General features: G+C 71.3%; 18 protein-coding genes. 12 read left to right on the plus strand and 6 right to left on the minus strand.

Going from position 1 to position 20,271, the window contains the following annotated elements; genetic code table 11:
- Nucleotides 1–51 precede the first annotated feature (51 nt).
- Nucleotides 52–537 carry a ribosome maturation factor RimP gene (gene rimP, locus EUA93_RS14495; RefSeq protein WP_129400777.1) on the plus strand — a complete coding sequence of 162 codons (486 nt, stop codon included), beginning with the start codon at nt 52–54 and terminating at the stop codon, nt 535–537.
- Nucleotides 537–1,520 (plus strand): transcription termination factor NusA, encoded by a 984-nt coding sequence (nusA, locus tag EUA93_RS14500; protein ID WP_129400778.1) that lies wholly within the window; start codon nt 537–539, stop codon nt 1,518–1,520. Before rimP ends, nusA begins: the two co-directional genes overlap by 1 nt.
- On the opposite strand, the gene EUA93_RS14505 is transcribed toward nusA, so the two are convergent.
- Nucleotides 1,521–2,252 (minus strand): alpha/beta hydrolase, encoded by a 732-nt coding sequence (locus EUA93_RS14505; protein ID WP_129400779.1) that lies wholly within the window; start codon nt 2,250–2,252, stop codon nt 1,521–1,523.
- Between the two features lie 67 nt (nt 2,253–2,319).
- Here EUA93_RS14505 and EUA93_RS14510 point away from each other — a divergent pair, with 67 nt between their 5' ends.
- The 6 genes from EUA93_RS14510 (at nt 2,320) to EUA93_RS14535 (ending at nt 8,957) form a co-directional block, all read left to right on the plus strand.
- The gene (locus EUA93_RS14510) at nt 2,320–2,682 is read left to right on the plus strand and encodes a YlxR family protein (protein ID WP_129400780.1); all 363 of its coding nucleotides are present in this window, start codon (nt 2,320–2,322) and stop codon (nt 2,680–2,682) included.
- 98 nt (nt 2,683–2,780) lie between these two features.
- Nucleotides 2,781–5,576, plus strand: a complete 2,796-nt coding sequence (gene infB, locus EUA93_RS14515) for a translation initiation factor IF-2 (protein ID WP_129400781.1) — start codon at nt 2,781–2,783, stop codon at nt 5,574–5,576.
- A 149-nt stretch (nt 5,577–5,725) separates the two neighbouring features.
- The gene (rbfA, locus tag EUA93_RS14520) at nt 5,726–6,181 is read left to right on the plus strand and encodes a 30S ribosome-binding factor RbfA (RefSeq protein ID WP_129400782.1); all 456 of its coding nucleotides are present in this window, start codon (nt 5,726–5,728) and stop codon (nt 6,179–6,181) included.
- Nucleotides 6,181–7,038, plus strand: a complete 858-nt coding sequence (truB, locus tag EUA93_RS14525; protein WP_129400783.1) for a tRNA pseudouridine(55) synthase TruB — start codon at nt 6,181–6,183, stop codon at nt 7,036–7,038. Before rbfA ends, truB begins: the two co-directional genes overlap by 1 nt.
- Before the next feature lie 63 nt (nt 7,039–7,101).
- Nucleotides 7,102–8,037, plus strand: coding sequence for a bifunctional riboflavin kinase/FAD synthetase (locus EUA93_RS14530; RefSeq protein ID WP_129400784.1), 936 nt, complete (start codon nt 7,102–7,104; stop codon nt 8,035–8,037).
- Nucleotides 8,034–8,957, plus strand: a complete 924-nt coding sequence (locus EUA93_RS14535; protein WP_129400785.1) for a hypothetical protein — start codon at nt 8,034–8,036, stop codon at nt 8,955–8,957. Before EUA93_RS14530 ends, EUA93_RS14535 begins: the two co-directional genes overlap by 4 nt.
- Before the next feature lie 195 nt (nt 8,958–9,152).
- On the opposite strand, the gene EUA93_RS14540 is transcribed toward EUA93_RS14535, so the two are convergent.
- From EUA93_RS14540 to EUA93_RS14555, 4 genes are read right to left on the minus strand one after another with little or no spacing between them, the layout of a single operon-like run.
- The gene (locus EUA93_RS14540; protein ID WP_090971926.1) at nt 9,153–9,395 is read right to left on the minus strand and encodes an HPr family phosphocarrier protein; all 243 of its coding nucleotides are present in this window, start codon (nt 9,393–9,395) and stop codon (nt 9,153–9,155) included.
- A 42-nt stretch (nt 9,396–9,437) separates the two neighbouring features.
- Entirely contained in the window at nt 9,438–11,534 is a 2,097-nt protein-coding gene (locus tag EUA93_RS14545) for a PTS fructose transporter subunit IIABC (RefSeq protein WP_129400786.1), read from the minus strand.
- Nucleotides 11,531–12,496 carry a 1-phosphofructokinase family hexose kinase gene (locus EUA93_RS14550; protein ID WP_129400787.1) on the minus strand — a complete coding sequence of 322 codons (966 nt, stop codon included), beginning with the start codon at nt 12,494–12,496 and terminating at the stop codon, nt 11,531–11,533. The genes EUA93_RS14545 and EUA93_RS14550 overlap by 4 nt, the downstream gene beginning before the upstream one ends.
- Nucleotides 12,493–13,260 carry a DeoR/GlpR family DNA-binding transcription regulator gene (locus tag EUA93_RS14555; RefSeq protein ID WP_129400788.1) on the minus strand — a complete coding sequence of 256 codons (768 nt, stop codon included), beginning with the start codon at nt 13,258–13,260 and terminating at the stop codon, nt 12,493–12,495. The genes EUA93_RS14550 and EUA93_RS14555 overlap by 4 nt, the downstream gene beginning before the upstream one ends.
- Nucleotides 13,261–13,341: 81 nt before the next feature.
- Between EUA93_RS14555 and ptsP the strand changes: the two genes are divergently transcribed.
- The 4 genes from ptsP (at nt 13,342) to EUA93_RS14575 (ending at nt 19,204) form a co-directional block, all read left to right on the plus strand.
- Complete coding sequence (ptsP, locus tag EUA93_RS14560; protein ID WP_129400789.1) at nt 13,342–15,024, plus strand: phosphoenolpyruvate--protein phosphotransferase; 1,683 nt, start codon at nt 13,342–13,344, stop codon at nt 15,022–15,024.
- 119 nt (nt 15,025–15,143) lie between these two features.
- Entirely contained in the window at nt 15,144–16,880 is a 1,737-nt protein-coding gene (locus EUA93_RS14565; RefSeq protein ID WP_129400790.1) for a zinc-binding dehydrogenase, read from the plus strand.
- A 197-nt stretch (nt 16,881–17,077) separates the two neighbouring features.
- Nucleotides 17,078–18,577 carry a PTS mannitol transporter subunit IIBC gene (locus tag EUA93_RS14570; protein ID WP_129400791.1) on the plus strand — a complete coding sequence of 500 codons (1,500 nt, stop codon included), beginning with the start codon at nt 17,078–17,080 and terminating at the stop codon, nt 18,575–18,577.
- Between the two features lie 192 nt (nt 18,578–18,769).
- Nucleotides 18,770–19,204 (plus strand): PTS mannitol transporter subunit IIA, encoded by a 435-nt coding sequence (locus EUA93_RS14575; RefSeq protein WP_129400792.1) that lies wholly within the window; start codon nt 18,770–18,772, stop codon nt 19,202–19,204.
- Nucleotides 19,205–19,258: 54 nt separating this feature from the next.
- Here the strand turns inward: EUA93_RS14575 and EUA93_RS14580 are convergent, their stop codons facing one another.
- Nucleotides 19,259–20,203, minus strand: a complete 945-nt coding sequence (locus tag EUA93_RS14580) for a TauD/TfdA dioxygenase family protein (RefSeq protein WP_129400793.1) — start codon at nt 20,201–20,203, stop codon at nt 19,259–19,261.
- Nucleotides 20,204–20,271 lie beyond the last annotated feature (68 nt).

The raw sequence follows: 20,271 nt of genomic DNA on the forward strand, positions 1-20,271 counted from the left end.
TGGCCGCTAGGGTGATCCTTCGACAACAGCACAAGGAGGTCGTGCATCCTCATGAGTTCTCGCCAGGACGCCACCCGGGACCGCATCGAAGCGGAGCTGGTCGACCCCTTGGGCCAGATGGCCCTCGACGTCGAGGCCGTCGAAGTCACACCGGCCGGCAAGCGCCGCGTGCTGCGCGTCGCGGTCGACAAGGACGGCGGCGTCACGCTCGACGACGTCGCCGACGCGACGCGCGAGATCTCCCGGGTGCTCGACGACTCCGACGTGATGGGCGAGATGCCCTACACGCTCGAGGTCACCAGCCGGGGCGTCGACCGCCCCCTGACCCTGCCGCGCCACTGGCGCCGCAACGAGGACCGCCTGGTCAAGGCCACGCTGGCCGACGGCTCGACCCTGACCGGCCGCATCCTCGCCTCGTCGGAGGAGTCGGCCACCCTCGACGTCTCCGGCACGGAGCACGAGATCGCCTACGCCGATGTGACGAAGGCGCTCGTGCAGATCGAGTTCAACCGCAAGAGCGACAAGAAGGACGACTGATGGACATCGATCTGAGCATCCTGAGGATGCTGGAGCGCGAGAAGGAGATCTCCTTCGAGGTGCTGGCCGAGGCCATCGAGCAGGCCCTGCTCACCGCCTACCAGCGTGCCACCGAGTCGTCCCACCCGGCGCGGGTCGAGCTCGACCGCAAGAGCGGCCACGTCACGGTGTGGGCCCGCGAGGTCGACGACGAGGGCAACGCCGGACCGGAGTACGACGACACCCCCGACGGCTTCGGCCGCATCGCCGCGACCACCGCCAAGCAGGTCATGCTCCAGCGGCTGCGCGACGCCGAGGACGAGATCAAGTTCGGCGAGTTCTCCGGCAAGGAGGGCGACATCATCTCGGGGATCATCCAGCAGGGTCGCAACCCCGACGACGTGATGGTCGACCTCGGCAAGCTCGAGGCGATCCTGCCCGTCAGCGAGCGGGTGCCGGGGGAGAAGTACGTCCACGGCGAGCGCATCAAGTGCCTGGTCACCTCGGTCCGCAAGGGCATGCGCGGGCCCCAGATCACGCTCTCGCGCTCGCACCCGACGCTGGTCAAGAAGCTCTTCGCCCTCGAGGTGCCCGAGATCGCCGACGGCACGGTCGAGGTCGCCGCGATCGCTCGCGAGGCCGGTCACCGCACCAAGATCGCCGTCCACTCCACGATCCCGGGCGTCAACGCCAAGGGCGCCTGCATCGGCCCGATGGGCCAGCGCGTGCGCAACGTGATGAGCGAGCTCCACGGCGAGAAGATCGACATCGTCGACTGGGCCGAGGACCCCGCCGCGCTCGTCGCCCACGCGCTGTCGCCGGCGCGGGTCAACTCCGTCGAGATCGTCGACCTCGCCGCCCGCTCGTGCCGCGTCGTGGTGCCCGACTTCCAGCTCTCCCTCGCGATCGGCAAGGAGGGCCAGAACGCCCGGCTCGCCGCCCGCCTGACCGGCTGGCGGATCGACATCCGCTCCGACGAGGCGCCCGACCCGTCCGACGACTGATCAGGTGACGGGCTCCCCGAGGAACCGCTGGATCTCGTTCCAGTAGGCGTCCGGCTGCGCGACCGAGACGTGGTCCTCCTCGGGGAGGTCGACGACCCGGGCGCCGGGTGGCAGCGCGGCCACGAGCCGGTCGGTGGCCTCGGGGCGCACGATCGTGTCGCGCCCGGCGCGGAGCACGAGGATCGGTGCCGTGATGTCGCCGACGTGGTCCACGGACGAGAAGCGGTCGGGCACCAGGAGGTCGACGGGCAGGCCGCCGAAGAGGGTGCGCATGACCCCGGACAGGCTGTCGAACGGCGTCACCAGCACCACCGACTCCACCACGTCGCGCACCCGCGCGTCGGAGCAGACCTGCGCGGCCACGCCGCTGCCGAGGCTGCGCCCGATCACGGCGACCGACTCGTGCCGCCCCGCGACGTCGAGCAGCACCGCGATCCCGTCCTCGACGAGGTCGCGCTCGGTCGGGATGCCGTCGGAGGCGCCGTGGCCGCGGTAGGCGACGAGGTACGACGTGCGCCCGCCCAGCGACGTACCGAAGCGCGGGCGCCAGCCGCTCACGTCCTCGATGTTGCCGCCGAAGTAGACCACCGCGCGGGCCGACCCGGGTCGGGTGACCCAGCCGCGGACCACCGTGCCGTCGCGGTCCAGCTCGTAGGTGGTGGGCGGGAGGTCCCCGCGCGTCCGGCCCGCCTGGTAGACCAGGCGCCGGGTCAGGTCACCGATCGGGTTCATCGAGCCAGCATGACCCAGGCGCACGAACGCCCGGTTCGTCAGCTGCTGGCGGCACGGGCTATTGTTGATGGCAGTGGCCACCACGTCTGACACCCCTGCGCCCGGACCCGTCCGGACCTGTGTGGGTTGCCGGGCCAGGGCCGCTGCGAGCGAGCTGCTCCGCGTGGTCGCGGGGACGGATGCCGAGGACCGAGCGGTCCTGGTGCCCGATCCGCACCGCCGGGCACCCGGCCGTGGGGCGCACGTCCACCCCACGCAGGAGTGTTGGCAGCTCGCCGTGCGTCGCCGAGCATTTCCCCGTGCACTGCGCTCGGGGGACAATGTCAGCGGCGCGCAGGTGGAGGCCCACCTCAGGGACCTGCTCACCGCGCACGCACCACCGTCCGGATCACCGCAGCACCGAACAGAAACTGGAGCACACAGCTCATGAGCACTCGATGAGTAACTCGTAATGAGTGTGCACACCCACTAGCTGTTCCGTTTCCCCTGTCCTTCTGGGGTCACGGACCAGAAGGAGCAGAAGCAACCGTGGCAAAGACCCGAGTCCACGAACTCGCCAAGGAGTTCGGAGTCGAGAGCAAGTTCGTTCTCGAGAAGCTCAAGGAGATGGGGGAGTTCGTCAAGTCGGCATCGTCGACTGTCGAGCCGCCCGTCGAGATGCGCTTCAAGAAGCAGTACGGCGACGAGCTGAAGGCCGTTGCGGCCACAGCCCCCGCCGCCGACAGCGCGACCGACGCCCCGGCTGACAAGCCGGCTGCGAAGGCCGCCCCCAAGCCCGGCCCGAAGCCGGCGCCCGCCCCTGCCGCGACCGAGGCCCCCGTCGAGGTGCCTGCCCAGGCAGCCCCGGTCGAGGAGCCCGCCCCGGCCGCCAAGCCCGGTCCGAAGCCGGGCCCGAAGGCGCCCGTCGCCGAGCCCGAGGCCCCGGCCGCCGAGCCCGAGCCGCCGGCCACCCCGGCCGCTCCCGCAGCCAAGGCACCGTCGCCGGCCCCGCGCCCCGTCGGCCGCCCCGGCGCGCCGCGCCCGGGCAACAACCCGTTCGCCCCCAGCCAGGGCATGGGCTCGCGTCCGCCGGCGCCCCGTCCGGCCGCAGGCGACGACACCCGCCCGCCGCGCCCGCCGGCCGGCGGCGGCGACGCCCGTCCCGGCATGCCGCGCCCCAACCCGGCGATGATGCCCAAGTCCCCGGCCGCCTTCGGCAACGGTCCGGGCGCCCGCCCGGCCCGTGGTGGCCCCGGCGGCGCTCCCGGTCGTCCGGGTGCTCCCGGCCGCGGCGGCGCCCCGGGTCGTCCCGGCGGCGCTCCCGGCGGTGCCCCCGGTGGGGCTCCGGGTCGTCCCGGCGGCTTCGGCCCGTCCGGTGGCGGTCGTCCCGGTGGCGGTCGTCCCGGCCAGCGCGGCCAGACCCAGGGTGCCTTCGGGCGCGCCGGTGGTCCCTCGCGTCGTGGACGGAAGTCGAAGCGTGCGCGTCGCATGGAGTTCGAGGCCATGGAGGCCCCGACGATCGGTGGCGTGCGTGTCCGCAAGGGCAACGGCGAGACCGTCCGGCTGCCGCGCGGTGCGTCGCTGACCGACTTCGCCGAGCGCATCAACGTCGACGCCGCAGCGCTGGTGCAGATGCTGTTCTCGCTCGGCGAGATGGTCACCTCGACCCAGTCGGTGGGTGACGAGACGTTCGAGCTCCTCGCCGAGGAGCTCAACTACGTCGTCCAGATCGTGTCCCCGGAGGACGAGGACCGCGAGCTGCTCGAGACGTTCGACCTCGAGTTCGGCGCCGACGAGGGCGACGAGGACGACCTCGTCATCCGTCCGCCCGTCGTCACCGTCATGGGTCACGTCGACCACGGAAAGACCAAGCTCCTCGACGCGCTGCGTGACGCCAACGTGGTCGACAAGGAGGCCGGTGGCATCACCCAGCACATCGGTGCCTACCAGGTCCACACCGAGGTCGACGGCGACGACCGTCGCATCACCCTCATCGACACCCCGGGTCACGAGGCGTTCACCGCCATGCGTGCCCGTGGTGCCCAGGCCACCGACATCGCGATCCTGGTCGTCGCGGCCGACGACGGCGTCATGCCGCAGACGGTCGAGGCGCTCAACCACGCCAAGGCGGCCAACGTGCCGATCGTGGTCGCGGTCAACAAGATCGACAAGCCGGAGGCCGACTCCACCAAGGTGCGCGGCCAGCTGACCGAGTACGGCCTGATCCCCGAGGAGTACGGCGGCGACGCGATGTTCGTCGACGTCTCGGCCAAGGCCGGGCTCAACCTCGACAAGCTGCTCGAGGCCGTCGTCCTCACCGCCGACGCGTCGCTCGACCTGCGGGCCAACCCCACGCAGGACGCCCAGGGCCTCGTGGTCGAGGCACACCTCGACCGCGGTCGCGGTCCGGTGGCGACCGTCCTGGTCCAGCGCGGCACGCTGCGCGTGGGCGACTCGATCGTGGCCGGTCCGGCCCACGGTCGCGTCCGGGCCATGCTCGACGAGCACGGCAACGAGATCACCGAGGCAGACCCGTCGCGTCCCGCGATGGTGCTCGGCCTCTCGGCGGTCCCGGGTGCGGGCCAGAACTTCATCGTGGTCGAGGACGACCGCATGGCCCGCCAGATCGCCGAGAAGCGTGAGGCGCGCGAGCGTGCGGCCATGCAGGCCAAGCGTCGCGTGCGTCGCAGCCTCGAGGACTTCATGGCCTCCATGGAGAAGGGCGAGAGCCAGGAGCTCAACCTCATCCTCAAGGGCGACGTGTCCGGCTCGGTCGAGGCCCTCGAGGACGCCCTGTCGCAGATCGACGTCGGCGAGGAGGTCTCGCTGCGCGTCATCGACCGCGGTGTCGGTGCGATCACCGAGACCAACGTCGACCTCGCGGCCGCCTCCGACGCGATCATCATCGGCTTCAACGTCCGCCCGCAGGGCAAGGCGAGCCAGATGGCCGACAAGGAAGGTGTCGAGATCCGCTACTACTCGGTCATCTACCAGGCGATCGAGGAGATCGAGGCAGCGCTCAAGGGCATGCTCAAGCCGATCTACGAGGAGTCGACCCTCGGGCAGGCGGAGATCCGCGAGATCTTCCGCTCGTCCAAGGCCGGCAACATCGCGGGCTGCATGGTCACCTCCGGTGTCCTGCGCCGCAACGCGAAGGTCCGGATCCTGCGCGACGGAGCGGTGGTGGCCGACAACCTCGACCTGTCCTCGCTGCGCCGCGAGAAGGACGACGCCGCCGAGGTCCGCGAGGGCTTCGAGTGTGGTCTGGTGCTGAGGAACTTCCAGGACATCAAGATCGGCGATGTCGTGGAGGCCTTCGAGATGCGCGAGATCCCGCGCGGCTGATCCGCCGCCCGACACGGGCACCGGCTCCGTCCAGCGATCCGCGGTCAGCCGGGGATCGCTGGACATGTCGGCCCGTGCAAAGCCTGACAACTTCAGTGATCCCCGGTCAGCCGGGGATCACTGCAGTCGGTTCTGAGAGAGTGAGATCCATGAGCAACCCCCGCGTCCGCAAGATCGCCGACCGGATCCAGGTGATCGTCGCCGAGATGCTCGAGCGCCGGATCAAGGACCCGCGGCTCGGCTTCGTCACCATCACCGACGTCCGCGTCACCGGCGACTCCCAGCAGGCGTCGATCTTCTACACCGTGCTCGGCGCCGACGAGGAGCTCGCCAGCACCGCCGCCGCGCTCGAGTCGGCCAAGGGCGTCATCCGCTCCGAGGTCGCCAAGCAGCTCGGCATGCGGATCGTGCCGACCCTGACCTTCATCCCCGACGCGCTGCCCGAGACGGCCCGCGCGCTCGACGAGGTGCTGGCCCGGGCCAAGCAGCAGGACGACGAGGTCGCCGCCCGGCGGGGGTCGGCGTACGCCGGCGAGGCAGATCCCTACAAGAAGCCGCGCGTGATCGAGGACGAGGACGACCTCGACGAGGACCTCGACGACTGATGGTCGACCCCGGTCTCGTCGTCGTCGACAAGGCCCCGGGCATGACCTCGCACGACGTCGTGGCCCGGGTCCGCCGTCTCGCCGGCACCCGTAAGGTCGGGCACGCCGGCACCCTCGACCCGATGGCCACCGGCGTGCTGGTGCTCGGGGTCGACCGGGCGACCCGGCTGCTCGGGCACCTGATGCTCACCGAGAAGGCCTACGACGCCACCCTCCTGCTCGGGGTCGCCACGACGACCGACGACGCCGAGGGCGAGGCCGTCTCGTCCGCCCCGACCGACGGCGTCCGCGAGGACGACGTCCGCGCGGAGCTGGCGAGGCTGGTCGGTGACATCGAGCAGGTGCCGACCGCTGTCTCGGCGATCAAGGTCGACGGCAAGCGTGCCTATGCCCGGGTGCGCGACGGCGAGCAGGTCGAGCTCAAGGCCCGGCCGGTGACCATCCACGAGATCGTGGTGCACGAGGTGGCGCTGCCCGAGGTGCGGATCTCGGTGCGGTGCTCGAGCGGTACCTACATCCGCGCCATCGCGCGTGACGTCGGCGCCGCGCTCGGCGTCGGCGGCCACCTGACGGCGCTGCGTCGTACTGCTGTCGGAAGCTTCGACCTCGCCGTCGCACGCACCCTGGAGCAGCTCGCCGACGACTTCGCGGTCGTGCCGATCGCCGACGCCGCCCGCGGCACCTTCGCCGCGGTCGACCTCGACGAGGAGCAGGCCGGCCACGTCCGCTTCGGGCGTCCGCTCGACCTGACGCTGCCCGGCGACGGCGCCCACGCCGTCTTCGCCCCGGACGGGGAGTTCCTCGCCCTCTACGAGCAGCACGGGGTGAAGGCGAAGCCGGTCGCGGTGTTCGTCTGAGGCGACACCCTCCACGGCAGGGGGAGCGGCCGTTCCGCCTCGCGCCGCCAGTAGGCTCTGGCCGTGCAGATCTGGCAAGACGTCGACGACGTGCCGGCCGACCTCGGCCGCACGGTCGTCAGCATCGGCAACTTCGACGGCGTACACCTCGGCCATGCCCACGTGCTGCGTGAGGCGCGGGCGACCGCGAGCCGGCTCGGCATCGACACGGTGGTCGCGGTGACCTTCGACCCGCACCCGATGGCGGTGCTGCGGCCCGACCACGCACCGCCGACGCTGACCTCGATCCACACCCGCGCGCGGCTGCTCGAGGCCGCTGGCGTCGACGCGATCCTCGTCGTCGGCTTCGACCGCGAGATCGCGAGCTGGTCGCCGGAGGAGTTCATCGACCGGATCCTCGTCGACACGCTGCACGCCGGTGCGGTCGTGGTGGGCGCCAACTTCCGCTTCGGCGCCAAGGCCGCCGGCGAGGTCGCGACGCTCGTCGAGGCCGGCGCGACCCGTGACTTCGAGACCGTCGGCGTGCCGCTCGACGGCGGGCCCCAGGTCTGGAGCTCCACCTACGTCCGCCAGTGCCTGGCCACCGGCGACGTCGCCGGGGCGGCCGAGGCGCTCGGGCGGGCGTTCACCGTCCGGGGCACGGTCGTCGAGGGCGACAAGCGTGGCCGGGAGATGGGCTACCCGACGGCGAACGTCCCCATCCCGCCGGTCGACGCGGCGCCGGCCGACGGCGTCTACGCCGGGTGGCTGACCCGCCTCGACACGGGGGAGCGCCTCCCCGCGGCCATCTCGGTCGGCACCAACCCGACCTTCGACGGCGAGCGCGACCGTCGCGTGGAGTCGTACGTCCTCGACCGCGACGACCTCGAGCTCTACGGCGTCGAGGTCGAGGTCGCGTTCGTCGACCGCCTGCGCGGGATGGTGAAGTTCGAGGGCATCGAGGCGCTGATCGAGACCATGCACGACGACGTACGCCGGGCGCGCCAGGTCCTGGCGTGACCCACGATGAGCCGAGCACCCGCCCCGAGGCGGAGGCCTGGTTCCTGGCCCACGGGCTGCCCTACTTCGTCGACCCGATCCGCGAGCAGGTACGCCGTCGCCTCGCGCGCGGGCGGCTCGCGGTCGTGGTCGCCGTCGGCCTGCTGCTGGCGGTCCCCGTCGCCGTCGCGGCCGGCTGGCTCGTGCACCGGGCCGACGTCGAGGGCGCCGTGTCCACGGGGATCTCCGTCGGCGCGACGGTGCTCGTCGCGGTGGCGGCGACGTACGCCGTCCGTGCCCTGCGGGTGCGCCTGATCGGCGCGTGGGCGGTGCGCCAGACCCTGGCGAGCCTCGGGCTGCTGTTCCCGCTCGCCACGCGCGCCCTGCCGATGCTGCTGCTGTTCGTGACGTTCCTGTTCATCAACACCGAGGTCTGGATGGTCGCCTCGGCGCTGGACGGCGGGATCCTCTGGGGTGCGGTGATGCTGTTCGCCGCCATGGCCGCCGGCTTCCTGGTCGTGCGCCTGGTCGAGGAGGTCGACCGGCTCGACGACGAGATCGGTCGCGAGGAGCTCGGTGACGACGCCGACGTGGTCGGCCTCCAGCGCACGAACCTGGTCCTCGTCCTGCTCATCACCCAAGCCTTCCAGGTGCTGCTGCTGGCGCTGGCGGTCTTCGCCTTCTTCATCGTCTTCGGCGCGGTCGCGATGAAGGAGGAGGTCCTGGTGGCCTGGATCGGCGGCGACCTGACCTACCTGTGGGGGATCCGCCCGATCAGTCTCGAGCTCGTCCAGGTCTCGACGTTCCTGGCGGCCTTCAGCGGCCTCTACTTCGCGGTCTACGCCGTCACCGACGAGACCTACCGCCGGGAGTTCTTCTCCGAGGTGCTGGGGGAGCTCGAGCAGGCCCTCCGGGTGCGGGTGCGCTACCTCCGCGGCTGACGTGGGCACGCTCGCCCGCCGGACATGCTCGTGGGCGGTGAGTGAGCCACCTCCGCGGCGAACAGAATGTGGCTCACGCACCGCCCATCGGCGAGGCGACCCCGGACGCGCGCGTGGGCGGTGGGTGAGCCACTTCCCCGGCATACGGAATGTGGCTCACGCACCGCCCACGGCGGCGTCCTGACGAAGGTCAGGTCAGGCGTCGAGGTCCTGCTCGACCAGTGCGGCGATCGCGTCGACGGCGGCCTGGTCGTCACCGGCCACCTCGACCGTGTCGCCGGCACCGGCGCCGAGGGTCATGATCATCAGCGAGGAGCTGGCGTCGACACCGTTGATCGTGACGTCGGAGCCGAGCTCGCCGGCCTTCTCGGCGATGATCGCGGCGGGGCGGGCGTGCAGGCCGACGGAGGAGCCGACGACGACGGACTTGCTGGGCATGGTTCTCCTAGGTGTGCTGCGGGTTGCTGAGGGGTTTGTGGGTCAGACAGTAGCGACGTCGTTGGAGGTGCGGCCCATCGACTTGAGCACGATCACCAGCGCGGCGGCCACCAGCGTGCCCGCGACGAGAGCGATCAGGAAGCCGAGCTTGTTGTCGACCGCGAAGAGGACGAACACTCCACCGTGCGGGGCACGCAGGCCGACGTCCAGACCCATCGAGAGGGCGCCGGTGACCGCGCTGCCCGCCATGATCGAAGGGATCACGCGCAGCGGGTCGGCAGCGGCGAACGGGATGGCGCCCTCGGTGATGAAGGAGGCCCCCATGGCCCAGGCCGCCTTGCCGTTCTCGCGCTCGGGGACGGTGAAGAGCCCCGGGCGTACGACCGTCGCGAGCGCCAGGGCCAGCGGCGGCACCATGCCGGACAGCATGACCGCGGCCATGACCTTCAGCTCGGGGGCGTCGGTCGCGGTCGCGGCGGCGCCGAGGCCGGCCGTCGCGAAGGCGTAGGCGGTCTTGTTGAGCGGGCCGCCCATGTCGAAGGCCATCATCAGGCCCAGGATGATGCCCAGGATGATCGCCGAGCCGCCCTGGAGGCTGTTGAGCCCGTCGGCGAGCGCCGTCATGAGACCGGCGAGCGGCTTGCCGAGGACGACCACCATGATGAAGCCGGAGATGAGGGTCGCGAGCAGCGGGATGACGAGGACCGGCATGAGCCCCCGCATCCACGTCGGCACCTTCCACCGGGTGATCCACAGCGCCACGGTGCCGGCGAGCGCACCACCGACGATGCCGCCGAGGAAGCCCGAGTTGATGGCACCGGCGATCGCGCCCATCACGAAGCCGGGCGCGATGCCCGGGCGGTCGGCGATGGCGTAGGCGATGTAGCCGGCCAGCGCCGGCACGAGGAAGCCGAAGGCGGCGGCGCCGAGGGTGAAGAGCAGAGCCCCGATGTAGGCGAAGAACGCGCTGCCGCCGAGTGCGTGGTCGAGCCCGAGCGCGTCGACGTCGGGCAGGTTGAAGAAGGTGTTGTCGACGGCGATGCTCTGGCCGTCGGTGACGATCTCGTAGCCGCCGAAGAGGAAGCCGAGCGCGATCAGCAGACCACCGGCCGCGACGAACGGGATCATGTAGGACACGCCGGTCATCAGCACGCGGCGGATGCGACCGCCCCACGACTCCTCGGCAGCCCCGCCGCCGGCACCTGCGCCGGCGCCTCCGGACGCGTCGCCCTCGACCTTCGGCGATCCGGCCGGGTCGGCGGCGTACTTCAGCGCCTCGGCGATCATCGCGTCGGCGTCGTCGATCGGCCGCTTCACACCGGAGCTGACCATGGGCTTGCCGGCGAAGCGGCTGCGGTCACGGACCCCCACGTCGACAGCGAAGATCACGGCACCGGCCGCGGCGATGGTGCCGGGTGCGAGCGGCGTCGAGCCGGCCGAGCCCTGCGTCTCGACCTCGAGCTGCACGCCGGCGCGCTCGGCGGCGGCCTCGAGGGCCTCGGCCGCCATGTAGGTGTGCGCGATGCCGGTCGGGCAGGCGGTGACCGCGACGAGCGACGGCTTGCCGCCGGACGTCGCCGCGGGTGCAGCGGCCGGCGCTGCCTGCGGGGTCGAGGTGACCTCGCCGGCGGGGGTGGCGGCACCCGAGGGGGCACCGGACGGAGCCGGCTTGCTGGTCGAGGGGGCCGGCTCGCCCAGCTCGTGGGCGATCAGGTCGACGACGTCCTGGGGCGTCTCGGCCGTGCGCAGCGCGTCGGTGAAGGCGGGCTTCACGAGGGCGCGGGCGAGCTTGGTGAGGATCGTGAGGTGGTCGGCGTCGCCGCCGGCCGGGGCGGCGATCAGGAAGGCGAGGTCGGCCGGGCCGTCCTTGGCACCGAAGTCGACCGGCGGGTCGAGCCGGGCGAACGCCAGGGTCGGGGTCTCCACCCCGGTCGTGCGGCAGTGGGGGATCGCGATGCCACCGGGCAGCCCCGTCGCCGAGGTCGACTCGCGCGCGAACGCGTCGGTGATCAGCTGGTCCTTGTCGCTGGCGCGTCCGGCGTCCTCGACGACGGCGGCGAGGGCGCGGATCACGTCCTGCTTGTCGGCACCCCAGTCGGCACCGAGGCGCACGAGGTCGGTGGTGATCAGGTCGGTCATGCGGTGCCTCCCGAAGAAGCGGTCAGTGCGGTGACGCCGACGAGCTCCGTGCGGAGCTGCGAGGGCAGGGGGATGGTGGTGCCAGGTAGTCCTGCGGCGGCGCTGCCGTAGGCCACAGCCAACGCCAGGCGCTCGGGAGCCGCAAGACCCCTGATGTCGCCGAGCAGGTAGCCGAAGAGGCTGGAGTCGCCGGCGCCCACGGTGCTGACGACGGTGGTGGGCGGGGGCGTGGCGTGCCACGCACCCTCCGCGGTGACCAGGACGGCGCCGTTGCCGCCGAGCGTCGCCAGCACAGCGCCGACGCCCCGGTCGATGAGCTGGCGAGCGGCGACGGCCGTGGCCGCCGGGTCGGACTCGAGCTCGTCGGCGTCGCCGCCGGTGAAGGAGGCGAGCTCCTCGCCGTTGGGCTTCATCAGGTCGGGCGCGGCGTCGGGCAGCGCCTCGACCAGCGCCTGCAGCGGCGCCTCGCTGGTGTCGACGGCGACGTGGCCGCCGACGGCGCGCAGGCGTCGTACGAGGTCGGCGTAGAAGCCTGCGGGGGCGCCCGCGGGCAGGGAGCCCGCCAGCACGGTCCACGCGGCCGTGCCGGCGCGTGCGAGCACGGCCTCCACCATCCGCTCGAGGTCGTCGTGGGCGACCTCGGCGCCGGGGGAGTTGAGCTTGGTGGTCGTCCCGTCGGGCTCGGTGATGGTCAGGTTGACCCGCACCGCCCCGGCCGGGCGCACGGGGCGGCAGTCGATGCCGGCGCCGAGCAGCTCGAGCACGAACGGGTCGTCCTTGAGGGCGGGTACGACGGCGATGCTGGGGATGTCGGCGCTCACCGCGGCGCGGGAGATGTTGACCCCCTTGCCGCCGGCCTGCGACGTCACCGAGAGCACCCGGTGGACCTGGCCACGGCTGAGCTCACCGTCGAGCGCGACGGTGCGGTCGAAGCTCGGGTTGGGGGTCAGGGTCAGGATCATGCGATCACTACCTCGATTCCGGCGGATTCCAGCGCGCGGCGGTCCGCGGCTTCGATGTCGCTGTCGGTGACCAGCACGTCCAGACTGTCGAGCGTCGCGAAGCGCACCGCGGTCTCGACGCCGAACTTGGTGGAGTCGGCGAGCACGACGGTCCGGCGCGCGCACGCGATCATCGCGCGCTTGCTGGCGGCCTCGTCGCTGTCGGGGGTGGTCAGCCCGTGGCCCACCGTGATGCCGTTGGTGGCGATGAAGGCCACGTCGGCGCGGAGCTCGGCGAGCGCGGCGACGGTGTCGGCGCCGACGGCTGCGTGGGTGGCCGGGCGGACCTTGCCGGGCAGCAGGTGGAGCTCGATCTGCGGCAGTCCGGCGAGGCGGGTGGCGACCGGCACAGCGTGCGTGACGACGGTCAGCCGGTGGTCGCGGGGGAGCGCGGCGGCGAAGCGCGAGGTCGTGCTGCCGGCGTCGATGACCACGACGGAGTCGGGGGAGGGCAGCAGGGAGAGCGCCGCGGTCGCGATCGCCTCCTTGGCCTGGGTGTTGGACTGGTCGCGCTCGCCGATGCCGGACTCGATGACGGTGAGCGAGCCGGCGGGCACCGCGCCCCCGTGCACACGCCGGACGAGACCCATCCGGTCGAGGGTGGAGAGGTCACGGCGTACGGTCTCCGTGGTCACGTCGAACTCCTCGGACAGCTGGACGACGGACAGGCGGCCTCGACGGCTGATCAGGTGAGCCATCGCCTGCTGGCGCTCTTCGGCGTACATGGTCCTCCCGGGATCTGTGTATGTGTTGTTTTAGTCCCGAACGTGTTGCTTGTCAACAAGCCTAGGCTCTACGGTGTGTCCATGACCACACCCGAGAGCCCCTCCCTCAGCGGGACCCCGGTCGTTCCGGGTGTTGCCGCAGGCCCCGTCCTCCACGTGCGCGGCGAGGTGTCGCCCGACGCGATCGCCCGGTTCGGTGAGGGCGACTTCGCCGACGCCGACGCAGCCCTCGCGGCCTACGACGACGCAGCGGCCGCCTTGGCCGACACGTTCACCGCGAAGGCGGGCAAGGCGCAGGGCGCCGCCGCCGAGGTGCTGACAGCGAGCGCCGGCCTCGCGCGCGACAAGGGCCTGCGTGGCGCGGTGTCGAAGAACCTGCAGGCCGGCCAGGGCCCGGTGGCCGCGGTCCAGGGTGCCGTCGAGCAGTTCGTCACGATCTTCACCAACATGGGCGGCCTGATGGCCGAGCGGGTCACCGACCTGCGCGACATCGAGCGCCGCGTCGTCGCCCACCTCGTCGGCGAGCCGGAGCCGGGTGTGCCGACGCCGAAGGAGCCCTCGATCCTGGTGGCCGAGGACCTCGCCCCGAGCGACACCTCCGGTCTCGACCCGTCGCTGGTGACCGCGCTGGTCACCGAGCGTGGCGGCGCGACCAGCCACACCGCGATCATCGCCAGGCAGCTCGGCATCCCGTGCATCGTCGGTGCCGCCGGCATCACCGGGCTCGCTGCCGGCACGTTCGTCGTCGTCGACGGCGAGTCCGGCACGATCGAGCAGGGCGCCGACCCCGAGGAGGCCCGGGCGCGGGTCGAGGAGAGCCGGCGCCTGCGCGAGGAGCTCGCGAGCTGGAGCGGCCCGGCCTCGACCGCGGACGGCATGCCGTTCAAGCTGCTCGCCAACGTCGCCGACGGTGCCTCCGCGGAGACCGCGGGCGTCGAGCCGGTCGGTGGCGTGGGCCTGTTCCGCACCGAGCTGTGCTTCCTCGACCGCAAGGAGGAGCCGAGCGTCGAGGAGCAGGCCGACATCTACAGCGCCGTCCTCGCGCCCTACTCCGACGACCGCTACGTCGTCGTGCGCACCCTCGACGCCGGCTCCGACAAGCCGATCGCGTTCGCCACCCACGAGGGCGAGGAGAACCCCGCCCTCGGCGTCCGTGGCCTGCGGCTCAGCTTCGACAACCCCGGCCTGATGGAGCGCCAGCTCGACGGCATCGCGGCCGCCGCCGAGAGGACCGGCACCGAGACCTGGGTGATGGCACCGATGGTCGCCACCGTCGCCGAGGCCGCCGACTTCGCCGAGAAGGTCAAGAGCCGCGGGCTCAAGGCGGGCGTCATGGTGGAGATCCCGAGTGCGGCGCTGCTCGCGCACCGGATGCTCGAGGTCGTCGACTTCCTCTCGATCGGCACCAACGACCTCACCCAGTACGCCATGGCGGCCGACCGCATGGCCACCGACCTGGCGCACCTGACTGATCCCTGGCAGCCGGCCGTGCTCCAGCTCATCGCGATCACCGCCCACGCCGGCACCGAGGCGGGCAAGCCCGTCGGCGTCTGCGGGGAGGCTGCGGCCGACCCGCTGCTCGCGACGGCGCTCATCGGCATGGGCATCACGTCGCTCTCGATGGCCGCCCGCGCCGTGCGCCCCGTCGGCGCCCAGCTCGGCAAGGTCACCTTCGAGACGTGCGAGGCCGCCGCCGAGGCCGCCCTCGGCGCCCCCGACCCGATGGCCGCCCGTGCGGCCGTCCGTGAGCTGCTGGGCCACTGAGGCCTTGAGCCCATCGACTCCTCGCCCCGCCGGGCGAGACCAGCCCCGGGAGCTCCGTCTCCGTCCCGGGGCAACGGTGTCGTCCCCGGAGGCCCCGTCCCACTCACCTTGGAGGAAGCATGACCTCAGCGTATGACCGCTACCGCGCGGCCGATCTCGACGTGCCCGACGGCGCCTGGGCCTGGCAGCTGCACGGCGCGGGCGAGGACAACATGGGCAAGGACGACGGCCCCGAGCTGCTCCCCGTCCCCACGCCCGACGCCGACCACATGCTGGTGCGCATCGACAGCGTGGGCCTCTGCTTCTCCGACGTGAAGATCATGCGCCAAGGCGGCAGCCACCCGAAGCTCTACAACCGCGACCTGGCCCACGACCCCACCCGGCTGGGGCACGAGGTCAGCCTCACCGTCATCGAGGTCGGCGACCACCTGAAGGACCGCTACCACGCGGGCCAGCGCCTCGCCGTGCAGCCAGACATCTACCAGGACGGCAAGAGCACCGCCTACGGCTACACGATCCCCGGCGGCCTGATCCAGTACCACCTCATGGGCGCGGAGATGCTCGAGACCGACGACGGCGCCTGCCTGCTGCCGCTCCCGGACTCGTTCGGCTACGCCGAGGCCTCCACGCTGGAGCCGTGGGGCTGCGTGATGGCGGCCTACACCCAGCGTCGCCGACTCGAGCCCAAGGGCGGCGGGACCATGTGGATCGTCGGCCGGCCAGGCGACGAGAGGGAGTACGACTTCTCGTCCGGGCTGGACGCACCGGCCACCATCGTGCTGACCGACGTCCCGGCCTCCGTGGCGAGGCTGGTCGAGGCCACCTCGGCGACCGTGGTCGTCCGCGACGGCATCGGCACCGACGACTTCCAGGCGCTCGTGGACGAGCTGACCGACGGCACGGGCTTCGACGACATCGTCATGCTCGACCCGCGCTCCGCGGACACCGTCGGCGCCGTCGCGACGCACATCGCCCGGCGGGGCACCCTCAACATGGTGGGCGAGACCGCCCTCGACGGCCTGGTGAGCACCGACGTGGGCCGGCTCCACTACGACTACACCGCCTACGTCGGTGGCCGCGGTCCGGACATCGCCGCCTCCTACGGAGAGGCGCGCAACCGCTGCGACCTGCGTCGCCAGGGCGTCACGGTCTTCGTCGGCGCCGGAGGGCCGATGGGCCTGATGCACGTCCAGCGAGCCATCCAGCAGGCCGACGGTCCGCGCACCATCGTGGCCACGGAGGTCAGCGACGAGCGCCTCAAGAGCCTCGAGGACCGCCTGGCCCACCTCGCGGAGAGCAACGGCTGCGAGCTGATCACCTTCAACTCGCAGACCTCGGAGGTGTCCCTCCACGACTTCGTCATGGGCCTCACCGACGACCGGGGCGCCGACGACGTGGTCGTCAGCGTCCCCATCGCGGACGTGATGGCCGAGGCCGACACCCTGATGAGGTCGGACGGCATGCTGGTCTTCTTCGCCGGGGTGCCCAACGGCACGCTGGCGCCGGTCAACCTGAGCGAGGTGTACCTCGACAACGCCCAGTACACCGGGACGTCGGGACTGACGATCCACGACCAGCAGCAGGTGGTCGACCTGGCCACCCGCGGCGAGCTGTCACCGGGATCGATCGTCGGCGCCGTGGGCGGCATGCGGGCCGCGAAGGACGGGCTCCAGGCCCTCGTGGACGGCAGCTACTCAGGCAAGGTGCTGATCTTCCCCCAGATCGACGATCTCCCGCTGATGGGGCTCGACGAGCTCGAGGAGAAGCTGCCCGAGGTCGCCGCCAAGCTCGGTCCCGGCAACACGTGGAACGGCGAGGTCGAGAAGGCGCTGTTCGACAGCCAGCTCGGCGGGTAGGGGAGCCCGCGGTCGGTCGCCGACCACCTGGTTCCTCCGCCGCCGAGGACACGTGGGCGCTCGTTTCCTGAGAAAGCCACACAGTCGGGCACGAAATCGTGCCCGAATGCTTGGCAACATGCCCGTTCGTGCGGTTTAATCACGGCATCATGTGATGGGGGTCACCCACCCCCTGGCTCAACTGGAGGACATCAAGCATGGCGACCACAACTTCCACTCCGGCGTCGAGCACCGGCGCGCGGGTGCGCGTGCAGAAGTTCGGCACGTTCCTCTCCAACATGGTCATGCCCAACATCGGCGCGATCATCGCGTGGGGCCTGATCACCGCGTTCTTCATCCCGGTGGGCTGGACGCCCAACGAGAAGATCGCGACCATCGTGGGCCCGGGCATCTACTACCTGATCCCGCTGCTGATCGCCTACACCGGCGGCTACAACATCTACAAGGTCCGCGGCGGCGTGGTCGGTGCCACCGCGACGATGGGCATCATCATGGCGACCAGCTCGCCGCTCTTCAACGAGGTCTACACCGAGACCGGCGGCTCGCCGATGTTCCTCGGCGCGATGATCATGGGCCCGCTCGGCGGCTACGTGATCATGAAGCTCGACGGCCTGTGGGACGGCAAGATCAAGCCCGGCTTCGAGATGCTCGTCAACAACTTCTCGGCCGGCATCGCGGGCGCGCTCATGGCCATCGGCGCCATGTTCATCCTCGGCCCGATCGTCCGCGCCGTGATGGAGATCCTCGGCAACGTCGTCGAGTTCCTCGTCGACAACAGCCTCCTGCCGTTCACCGCGATCTTCATCGAGCCCGCCAAGGTGCTGTTCCTCAACAACGCGATCAACCACGGCGTGCTGACCCCCCTCGGCCTCGACCAGGCCAAGCAGATCGGTCACTCGGCCCTGTTCCTGCTCGAGGCCAACCCCGGCCCGGGTGCCGGCATGCTCCTCGCGTTCATGTTCTTCGGCAAGGGTGTCTCGAAGGCGACCGCCCCCGGCGCGCTGGTCATCCAGTTCCTCGGCGGCATCCACGAGGTCTACTTCCCCTACGTGCTCGCCAAGCCGCGCCTGCTCCTCGCCCTGATCGCCGGTGGCGCCACCGGCACCCTGATGAACGTCATCTTCGACTCCGGCCTGGTCGCACCGGCCGCGCCCGGATCGATCTTCGCGGTGTACTCGTCGGTGGCCAAGGGGAGCGTCCTCGGCGTGACCCTGTGCTGGTCGAGCGCGCTCATCGTGACCTTCGTCGTCGCCGCCATCCTGCTCAAGCTCGACCGGAGCGAGGAGGACGTCGACCTGGCCGCCGCCACCGCGCAGATGGAGGCCAACAAGGGCAAGAAGTCCTCGGTCGCCAGCGCGCTGACCGGTGGCACCGCCGCCACCGCCACCACCGCCACCGCGACCAAGGAGATCCGCAACATCGTGTTCGCCTGCGACGCCGGCATGGGCTCCTCGGCGATGGGCGCCTCGGTGCTCCGCAAGAAGATCCAGGACTCGGGCCACTCCGAGGTCACGGTGGTCAACAAGGCCATCTCCAACCTGACCGACGACATCGACCTGGTGGTCACCCACCAGGACCTGACGGACCGCGCCCGGGAGAAGACCCCGTCCGCGATCCACGTGTCGGTCGACAACTTCATGGGCAGCCCCCGCTACGACGAGATCGTCGCGATGGTCCAGGAGAACAACCCGTCCTGATGCGACGGGTGACCCGTCCCGAGCGGGTCACGTGACACGGGCCCGGTCCTCCTCCGCGGAGCGCCGGGCCCGTTGTCGTACGACGTCCGGCCGCACCGGCCGGCACCCCGGTCCACCACCACCGATGTGGTGTGATGGGCGCCACGAGCCACCTGCCGTCCGTGACGGCGACGAACTGCTGAGGAGTGACAGATGAGCGACGTACTGAGCCGGGAGTCGATCGTGCTGGGCGGCCAGGCCCGCGACCGTGACGGTGCGATCACCGAGGCCGGCAACCTGCTGGTGGCCAGCGGGGCGGTGCCGGAGGCCTACGTCGAGGCGATGCACGAGCGCGAGACCTCGGTGTCGACGTTCATGGGCAACGGCCTGGCGATCCCGCACGGCACCAACGAGGCCAAGTCGCTCATCGAGCACACGGCGATCTCCTTCGTGCGCTACGACGAGCCCGTCGACTGGAAGGGCAGCCCGGCGAAGTACGTCGTCGGCATCGCCGGTGCCGGCGACGATCACCTGGTGGTGCTCCAGGCGCTCGCGGGCGCCTTCACCGACGACGCCAAGATCGCCGCCCTCGATGCGGCGCAGAGCCCGGACGACATCCTCGCCGTCCTCGGTGACGTCAGCGCCTGACGACTCCTCGACGAGAGCCCCCGCCGGTGCGACCGGCGGGGGCTCTCGTGCGTCTCAGCTGATCAGTCGGTCGATGTCGGCGAACCCTGTCGCGTCGCCGACGAGCACCTCGCTGCGACGGCCGTCGACGGACACCGGGACGTCGCCTGCGACGGTGATCCGGCGCACCTCGCGGGGCTCCTCACCGAAGTCGGCGACGGCGTAGTGCTGGGTGGCCCGGTTGTCCCAGATGGCGACGTCGCCCTCCTGCCAGGTCCAGCGGATGGTGTTCTCCAGGCGGGTGACCCGGTTCTGGAGCAGGTTGAAGAGCGTGCTCGACTCGAGCTGGTTGAGGCCGACGAACTGCTTGACGAAGTGGCCGAGCAGCAGGGCGCGCTCCCCGGTCTCGGGGTGCACCCGCACGACCGGGTGCTGCGTCTCGTAGGTCGTGCGCCGGAACTCCGCGCGCCGGGCGACGGCGACGGCGTCGTCGTGGTCCTCGGTCTCGTCGCGGTCGGCGTAGTCGTAGGCGTTGGTGTGCACCGCCCACAGGTTCTCGACCAGCGCCTTGAGCGGGTCGGGGAGCCGGTCGTAGGCGTCGACGGTGTTGGCCCACACCGTGTTGCCGCCGTAGGGCGGGATCGTCACTCCGCGCAGCACGCTGAAGGCCGGCACCCGGTCGACGAAGGTGACGTCGGTGTGCCAGCTGTTGGCGGCCATGCCCTTGTTGGCGGTGAGGGTGTAGATCCGCTCGCTGCCGGTGTTGACCGTCGGGTGCGCCGTGGTGAGCGGTCCGAGCCGCTCGGCGAAGGCGATGTGGGCATCGTCGTCGAGGTGCTCCTGGCCGCGGAGGAAGACGACCTTGTGCGCCAGGATCGCCTCGCGCACGCGCTGCACGGTGGCGTCGTCGAGGCTGCCGGAGAGCCGGACGCCGTCGATGCGGGCGCCGATGCGACCACCGAGCCGGTGCACCCGGACGTCCTCGGCGGCGATGTGGTCCTGCTCGAGCTGGAGGGTCATGAGCGTGCCTTTCCGAGATTTGTCTATCGGTTCAGTAGACAATGAACCACGACCTGCGGGCGAACCGC

Origin of the sequence: Nocardioides oleivorans (assembly GCF_004137255.1) — a bacterium.
GTDB classification, from domain to species: Bacteria; Actinomycetota; Actinomycetes; order Propionibacteriales; family Nocardioidaceae; genus Nocardioides; species Nocardioides oleivorans.